This window comes from Desulfofundulus sp., from assembly GCF_049701015.1.
Classification (GTDB): Bacteria; Bacillota; Desulfotomaculia; order Desulfotomaculales; family Desulfovirgulaceae; genus Desulfofundulus.
This window is the reverse complement of the sequence record NZ_JBNATZ010000074.1, coordinates 4,168-10,520: the sequence shown is the minus strand read 5'-3', so window position 1 is coordinate 10,520 and position 6,353 is coordinate 4,168. Positions and strand designations below refer to the sequence as shown.

At 56.1% G+C, this 6,353-nt stretch carries 8 protein-coding genes and 1 other RNA gene; 2 read left to right on the top strand and 7 right to left on the bottom strand.

Annotated elements, in window-relative coordinates:
- From ACPLUI_RS06445 to ACPLUI_RS06420, 6 genes are all read right to left on the bottom strand, one after another.
- On the bottom strand, positions 1-349 hold a 349-nt coding region (locus tag ACPLUI_RS06445), incomplete at its 3' end, for a type II toxin-antitoxin system VapC family toxin (protein ID WP_424659447.1).
- Entirely contained in the window at positions 342-653 is a 312-nt protein-coding gene (locus ACPLUI_RS06440; protein WP_424659451.1) for a type II toxin-antitoxin system Phd/YefM family antitoxin, read from the bottom strand. The genes ACPLUI_RS06445 and ACPLUI_RS06440, both read right to left, overlap by 8 nt.
- Positions 654-1,074: 421 nt before the next feature.
- Positions 1,075-1,426: a transfer-messenger RNA gene (ssrA, locus tag ACPLUI_RS06435) on the bottom strand.
- A 10-nt stretch (positions 1,427-1,436) separates the two neighbouring features.
- The gene (gene smpB, locus ACPLUI_RS06430; protein ID WP_424659450.1) at positions 1,437-1,892 is read right to left on the bottom strand and encodes an SsrA-binding protein SmpB; all 456 of its coding nucleotides are present in this window, start codon (positions 1,890-1,892) and stop codon (positions 1,437-1,439) included.
- A 212-nt stretch (positions 1,893-2,104) separates the two neighbouring features.
- Complete coding sequence (locus ACPLUI_RS06425; RefSeq protein WP_424659446.1) at positions 2,105-2,656, bottom strand: HD domain-containing protein; 552 nt, start codon at positions 2,654-2,656, stop codon at positions 2,105-2,107.
- The gene (locus ACPLUI_RS06420) at positions 2,653-3,072 is read right to left on the bottom strand and encodes a PaaI family thioesterase (protein ID WP_424659445.1); all 420 of its coding nucleotides are present in this window, start codon (positions 3,070-3,072) and stop codon (positions 2,653-2,655) included. The genes ACPLUI_RS06425 and ACPLUI_RS06420 overlap by 4 nt, the downstream gene beginning before the upstream one ends.
- A gap of 308 nt (positions 3,073-3,380) precedes the next feature.
- On the opposite strand from ACPLUI_RS06420, the gene ACPLUI_RS06415 reads away from it, so the two are divergent.
- Positions 3,381-4,070, top strand: a complete 690-nt coding sequence (locus tag ACPLUI_RS06415; protein ID WP_424659444.1) for a hypothetical protein — start codon at positions 3,381-3,383, stop codon at positions 4,068-4,070.
- Between the two features lie 108 nt (positions 4,071-4,178).
- A complete protein-coding gene (locus ACPLUI_RS06410; RefSeq protein WP_424659443.1) occupies positions 4,179-5,561 on the top strand; it encodes a radical SAM protein in 1,383 nt (460 codons plus the stop codon).
- Between the two features lie 70 nt (positions 5,562-5,631).
- Here the strand turns inward: ACPLUI_RS06410 and ACPLUI_RS06405 are convergent, their stop codons facing one another.
- On the bottom strand, positions 5,632-6,330 hold the full coding sequence (locus ACPLUI_RS06405) for a 4Fe-4S binding protein (RefSeq protein WP_424659449.1): 699 nt from the start codon (positions 6,328-6,330) through the stop codon (positions 5,632-5,634).
- Positions 6,331-6,353 lie beyond the last annotated feature (23 nt).

Genomic DNA, 6,353 nt, shown 5'->3' with positions numbered 1-6,353 from the left:
CCACAACCTCGGCAACCGCCAGAAAAGCTGCATCGTAAAGCGTAGGCATATCGAAGTGACGGCTGATTTTCCAGGCCAGGTCCATTATCGAGTCATCATTAAGGTACTCTATCCCGGGAAATCGCCGGAATTCCAGCCATAGATCATCCGCTTCCTGAACAGCCAATTCCTCCCTTCTACGCTTCTTTCTCAGAACGGTTCCTATTTCGGCCCACGCAAATGCGGGCAGCACAATGAGCTGCCCTTGGTCGATAATCCTTTGTAGTAAAACCGTAGCTTTATCGCTATCCTCCTCCTGGATAAGCACCTTGATCAAAACCGAGGTGTCCAGGCAAAGATAGTTACTCATGGCGGTTCAACCCTTCCCGGAGTTCACGAATCAATTTTGTCGAATCACCCTTTACACCCGTCTTCTTTGCCATTTTGGCCCTTAACTGAAGTATCCTGTCCAGGCTTTCTTTTCTGGTTTGAGTCAACAAGTCCATTTCATTCAACTTCCGCGTCTTCTCGAAGGTTTCAGCATCGACCAGGTAAGCAACTGGCTTTGACCTCTGAAGGATTACCGCCGGTTCTTTTGTGCGAATCACTTCCACCAGGACCTCGCGGATGTTCCTCCGGATGTCTGTCACGTTCACTATGTGCACTGCAATCACTCCCAAACGTGCTTTTAATTGTAGTATAACCGGTTAAGAGAGTGATCGCAACTCATCCCTTACAGCAGCAGAATGCTTTTCTATGATTCCTGGATATATCTCCACAAAGCTTCTCCTGTTATAAGACCTGCCGCTTAAAAAATAAGCTTCAAGGCAGTGACCTTGACATCCACCCCGCAGGTGGTCTAAAACCGTCCATCATAGGGAGGGAATTGACAACGAGCCGGTGTTGTTACCGGCCAAAAAAGAGAAGCCGCAGCCAAGGCTGCAGCTCCACCCAACACCTGGCTTATCCTCATCGTTTTCAGCTACCGGCCTGTCACTGAAAACAATGGTCAGGGAATCCTTATGGGGATCACAGTACCCAACATACAAAAACAGACACCAGGAAATAACCTTCCGGGTGTCTGTTACTGCTTCCTGGTGGAGGCGGGGGGATTCGAACCCACCGTCCGGAAGAACAGCCACAGGAGTTTCTCCGAGCGCAGGCTGTGCTTTAAATTTCGCCCCTTTGGCGGCCACAGCCAGCCTCCGCAGGGGCTATCTCGTTTTTGAGTCCCGCCGGGCCTCCGAGAATCATCCCGGCGGCAAGCCCGCTAGTTTGACACCCTGTCCCGCGTCACGGGCCGGACTTGGGCAGGATGTGACTGCTAATTAAGCAGCCAGAGCGTATTCTTCGTTGGCAGTTATTGTTTTCCCACCGTTTTACGGGCTGATGGAACCCCGGCTCGCTTCTCCTGCCACCGCTTCCCCCGTCGAAACCTTTCGCCCCCATGTCACATATTACATCCTGCCCCGCAGGGCCCGCTCCATTTCCCGCCTGGCGTCCCGGGCGGCCATGTCTTCCCGCTTGTCGTACACCTTCTTGCCGCGGGCCAGGGCCAGTTCGACCTTGGCCTTGCCCCGGTCGTTGAAGTATACCTTCAGCGGGATCAGGGCCAGGCCCTTTTCCCGGCTCTTACCCAGCAGACGCAGGATCTCCCTCTTGTGCATCAGGAGCTTGCGCGTCCGCTTGGGCTCGTGGTTGAAGCGGTTGCCCTGGTCGTAGGGGCTGATGTGCATATTGTACAGGAACAGCTCGGCGTTTTCAACACGTGCGAAGCTGTCCTGCAGGTTGGCCCGCCCGGCCCGCAGGGACTTGACCTCGGTGCCGGTCAGGGCGATGCCTGCTTCGTAGGTCTCCAGGATGTGATAGTCATGGCGGGCCTTCCTGTTTACCGTGACCACCTTCCCCACCATGACCACCTCCCGCGCTGATAAATAAAGCCCTACCTTCAAGCGGCTGGGCTGGACAAACTTAATTAAATACCCTGTACTTAATTACAACAGCCTATATTTATTATAGCAGTCCAGGTATAATTGTCAACAGGCAATTCCATTTTCTGGCCCGCGGAACCCGGGAATCAAAAAGATGGGAGCCGGCAGAAAAGGAATCCACCGGCCGGCAGATATTAAAGCCCCATCTCCCCGGCAATTCCCTGCATGGACCTGAGGCCGATTTCCATAAACTCCTCCAGGGAAAGCCCCATTTCGGAGCAGCTCTTGATCTGTTCCCTGTTCGCACCCCGGGCAAAGGATTTTTCGTGAAAACGGTTGAGGAGGAAGGGGACGTCTATGGCGGAAAGCTTTTTCTCCGGCTTGATCAGGGCTCCCGCCACAATAAGCCCGGTCAGGGGGTCGCTGGCGTAGAGGGCCTTGTCCAGCAGGCTCCGGCGGGGCAGGCCGTGGGCTTCATTATGGGCCCTCACGGCGTAAACCACTTCCTCCGGCAGACCCTCCCTGGCGAGCAGGTCCGCACCTTCCATACTGTGCCGTGCGGGCTCGTCCTTCGTCCAGTCGTAGTCGATATCATGAAGCAGCCCGGCCAGGCCCCAGAGATCCTCGTCCTGGCCGAAATGCCTGGCCAGGCCACGCATAACCGCTTCCACAGCCAGGGAATGCTTTACCAGATTGCGGGTCTTCAAATGGCTGGTCAGGAGGTGATAGGCTTCGTCACGGGTCACGTTTGAAAACTCCTTTCTCTTATAGTGAGAAACTTGGCTGTTGCCCGGGCCGCCACCCTGCCGTCCGGGAGGGTGAGACGGGCACAAAGCTCCCACAGCCGCCCTTTGCCGCCCGTGCTCCACGCTTCCACGGTCACCGGTACGCCCACGGGCACCGGGTTGCTGAAACGGGTGAGCATTTCCGCCGTCATGGCCGTAACCCCCCGGCGCCAGAGCCACTGGGCCATGGCCTCGTCCAGCAGGGTGGAAATCAAGCCGCCGTGCAGCAGGCCGTCCCAGCCCTGGTGCTCTTCCCCGGCCGTAAAGGTGGCCCGGCAGACATCACCCTCCAGTGAGAATTTCAGACGCAACCCGATAGGGTTTCTAGGGCTGCAGGCAAAACACATCCCGTCCCCGGGTATGAACCCCTTCGCCACGCTGATTCACCTTCTTCAAAATTCGGGGACATTCCCGGATGTCCCCATTTCCGTGTACAAAGATATTTTACCAGAAATTTCTCGTTTCGCAAGCGGTGCCGGACAGGCTCAATTCCGACGGATGCCCCGTAAATCCAGAAGGGGGTCTCCGGGGACCCGTTACCTTCCCCAACCGGCCCTTTGCACGTCAAAGTGACCCGAACAGGCAATGAATGATTTTAGAGCCTCTTGACCCGGGCATGGGATGGAAATATAATTAAATTGGTATTTTGGTTTTTTGGGAAAATGATGAGCCGGGAGTGACGTTTATGACCCTCACCCAGAGACGGAAAGAGTTCCTCGACAAGATTATCAACCTGTTCCGCCAGACCGGCCTTCCCGTACACTACGCCACTGTGGCCGAAGCCCTGGGCGTGAGCAAATGGACGGCCTATGATATTTTAAAAGAGCTGGAAAAAGAAGAACTGCTGCGCAGCGAGTATACCCTCAGCCGAACCGAAAAGGCTCCCGGCCGTTCCATGGTGGTTTTCCGCCCTACGGAAAAAGCTTTGAGGATCCTGTTCCAAACGGAAGCAAAACCCGAACTGGAAGACTGGCCGGCCATCCGGGGCAGGTTATTATCCCTTTTTGACAATATGAAAAACCTCAATCCCCAGAAGATCAGGGACGAACTGCTGCAGGAATTGGCGAAAGTAGAGCTGCCGGTAGCCTTCTGCGCCTATACCATCGCCCTTCTCATAACCCACATCTACATGATTAATGCACGCAGCCTTGCATTGCTGCAGCAGATTTTCGAGACGGCCCCCAGGCCTGAGCTGGTTTTGAGCCTGTTCGCCGGTTCGGTAATCGGAACCATGCTCAAAGGTATGAAGGATGTAGTGAACAGCAAGATCCTTTCCTGCATCCAGCGTTTTCAAGATCACATCTCCCGGTGCGGCGACCAGGAGCACAGGCTGCTGGCCAGCTTTTTAAGTGAAGCTCTACAGCGTTCACAATAATTTTTTTGAAATAATTTTTGGCCTTTTGGGTTATCAGGGGAATAAATCGTCCAAAGGGGGAAATGCTATGAAGAACACTTTAAGCAAAAAGATCAAGGGGGGCCCATTATGCGCATCGGGACCAATAACCTCATAAGGGCTAAAAATTTCCTGGCGCTGCACCTGTCCCAGAACTTGATGTCCTACGTGAGCAAGAACCCGGAGACCAATTTGCCGCGATTGCTGAACCTGGTGAAACTGCTCGCCGTCCAGGAACGACACAAGCGCCAGGTGGAAACCGTGGCCAAAGCTTTCAGGGAAAACCCGGCCATCCGGGAGTACATGATCAAGCTGGCCAGAAATCTCCACCCCAACGTGCGTAACCGCCTGGCTTACAACTGGTTCATGAACGCGATGGTTTTCGGCATTCCCCGGCAGAGGATGATGTCTCTGGAATTAGGGACCAACGTTCCCAACTTCATCCTGGTTGACCCCACCAGCGCCTGCAACCTGGCCTGTGAAGGCTGCTGGGCAGGCAGGTATTCACAAAAAAATTCCTTGAGTGCGGAAAGGCTGGACCGCCTTTTCCAGGAAGCCAAGGAGCTGGGGATCTACTGGATCGTCTTTTCAGGCGGGGAACCCCTGCTTTACCCCCACCTGTTCGACCTGATGGCCAAACACAACGATATGGCCTTTATGGCCTATACCAACGGTACGCTGATCAACGAAAAGATGGCCGATAAAATTATCGAGGTGGGTAATTTCTCGCCGGCCATCAGCCTGGAAGGATGGCGGGAACGCACCGACGCCCGGCGGGGCCCGGGAACTTTCGACAGGGTGATGCGGGCCATGGACCTGCTGCGGGAAAGGGGCGCGGCCTTTGGCGTTTCCATAACCATCACCAGGGAAAACGTAATGGAAGTGACCAGCGATGAGTTTATTGACTTCCTCATCGACAAAGGGGTTATATACGGATGGACCTTCCATTACATCCCGATCGGCCGCAACCCCAATGTCGACCTGATGATCACCCCGGAGCAGAGGGCCTACCTGGCCGAACGCATCCCCTACATCCGCACCCACAAACCCATCCAGATTGCAGACTTCTGGAACGATGGGGAACTGGTGGAGGGGTGCCTGGCCGGAGGGCGGCGCTACTTCCACATCAACGCCGCCGGAGAGGTGGAACCCTGCGCATTCGTCCACTTTGCCGTGGACAACATCAATGAAAAGAGCCTGGTTGAGGTGCTGCGTTCGCCGCTGTTCGCAGCCTACCAGAAGCGCCAGCCCTTCCACGACAACCTGCTCCGGCCCTGCCCGGTCATCGACGTGCCGCAGGCTTTGAGGGATATCGTCAAGGAATCCGGCGCCCACCCGACCCACGAGGGAGCCGAATCAGTCCTGGAGGGCACCATTGCCGCCTGGCTGGACGAACGCTCCCGGGACTGGGGCCGGGTGGCAGACCGGCTCTGGGCGGAACGGCACCCGCTCAAAGAAGCGCAGGGATTGTAAACAACTCTTCTTTAAAAATGGCCGGCTCCCGCCGGCCATTTTTAACACAGCCTCCAGCAACCGGTCGGGCTCAGGACGCCATCCCGCTCCGCTTTTCCATGGAACCCGGGATGAAGGAAAGAGCGGCGCGGGGGCAGACGGCCACGCAGGTGCCGCACTTGATACAATCGTTATCCCCCATGGTTCCGGCCGCCCGGTATTCATAGGGTTTCAGCTGCATGGGGCAGGCCCTGGTACAGGTCCGGCACTCCACGCAGGTGCCGCTGATCAGCAGAGGCTCCTTGCCCCCGGAGAGCCAGTGGCCCAGGGTACCCATGGGGCAGATGTGACACCAGGTCCGGGGGTGGATAAGCAGCCCCAGCATAATTCCAACCGCAGTGGTAGCAGTAAGTATACGCACAAGCGCCAGTCCCATGGCCGCCGCATCTCCCCCGGCCAGATACCACTGCACACCGATCATGGTAAAAATCAAGCACAGCATGAAGACACGCACCGCCCGGCTGCGGAAAAAAGCGGGAATCGATTTTTTTAAGGAGAAGGGCCGCACAAAGAGATCGAAAAAAGCACCCCGGGGACACATCCAGTCGCACCAGGCCCTTCCCCGGAAGAGTGCCACCCCCACCGCTCCAGCCATACACCCGAGCAGCAGGAAGCCGAGCAGGGGGTAGAACCAGCCCAGCACGGCTACCAGGGGCAAGCCCGGCCAAGTGAGGCTCTGCCTTAACCTGCGTTGTTTCTGTTGTTCCTTGAACACAATGATACCTCCCATCCTGGAAATTGTTGCCTTACCGC

Bases quoted from the DNA above. Each gene is read 5' to 3' on its own strand.
- smpB (WP_424659450.1), bottom strand. From the start codon at position 1,892: ATGGTGGGGAAGGTGGTCACGGTAAACAGGAAGGCCCGCCATGACTAT.
- ACPLUI_RS06415 (WP_424659444.1), top strand. From the start codon at position 3,381: ATGACCCTCACCCAGAGACGGAAAGAGTTCCTCGACAAGATTATCAAC.
- ACPLUI_RS06410 (WP_424659443.1), top strand. From the start codon at position 4,179: ATGCGCATCGGGACCAATAACCTCATAAGGGCTAAAAATTTCCTGGCG.
- ACPLUI_RS06405 (WP_424659449.1), bottom strand. From the start codon at position 6,330: ATGGGAGGTATCATTGTGTTCAAGGAACAACAGAAACAACGCAGGTTA.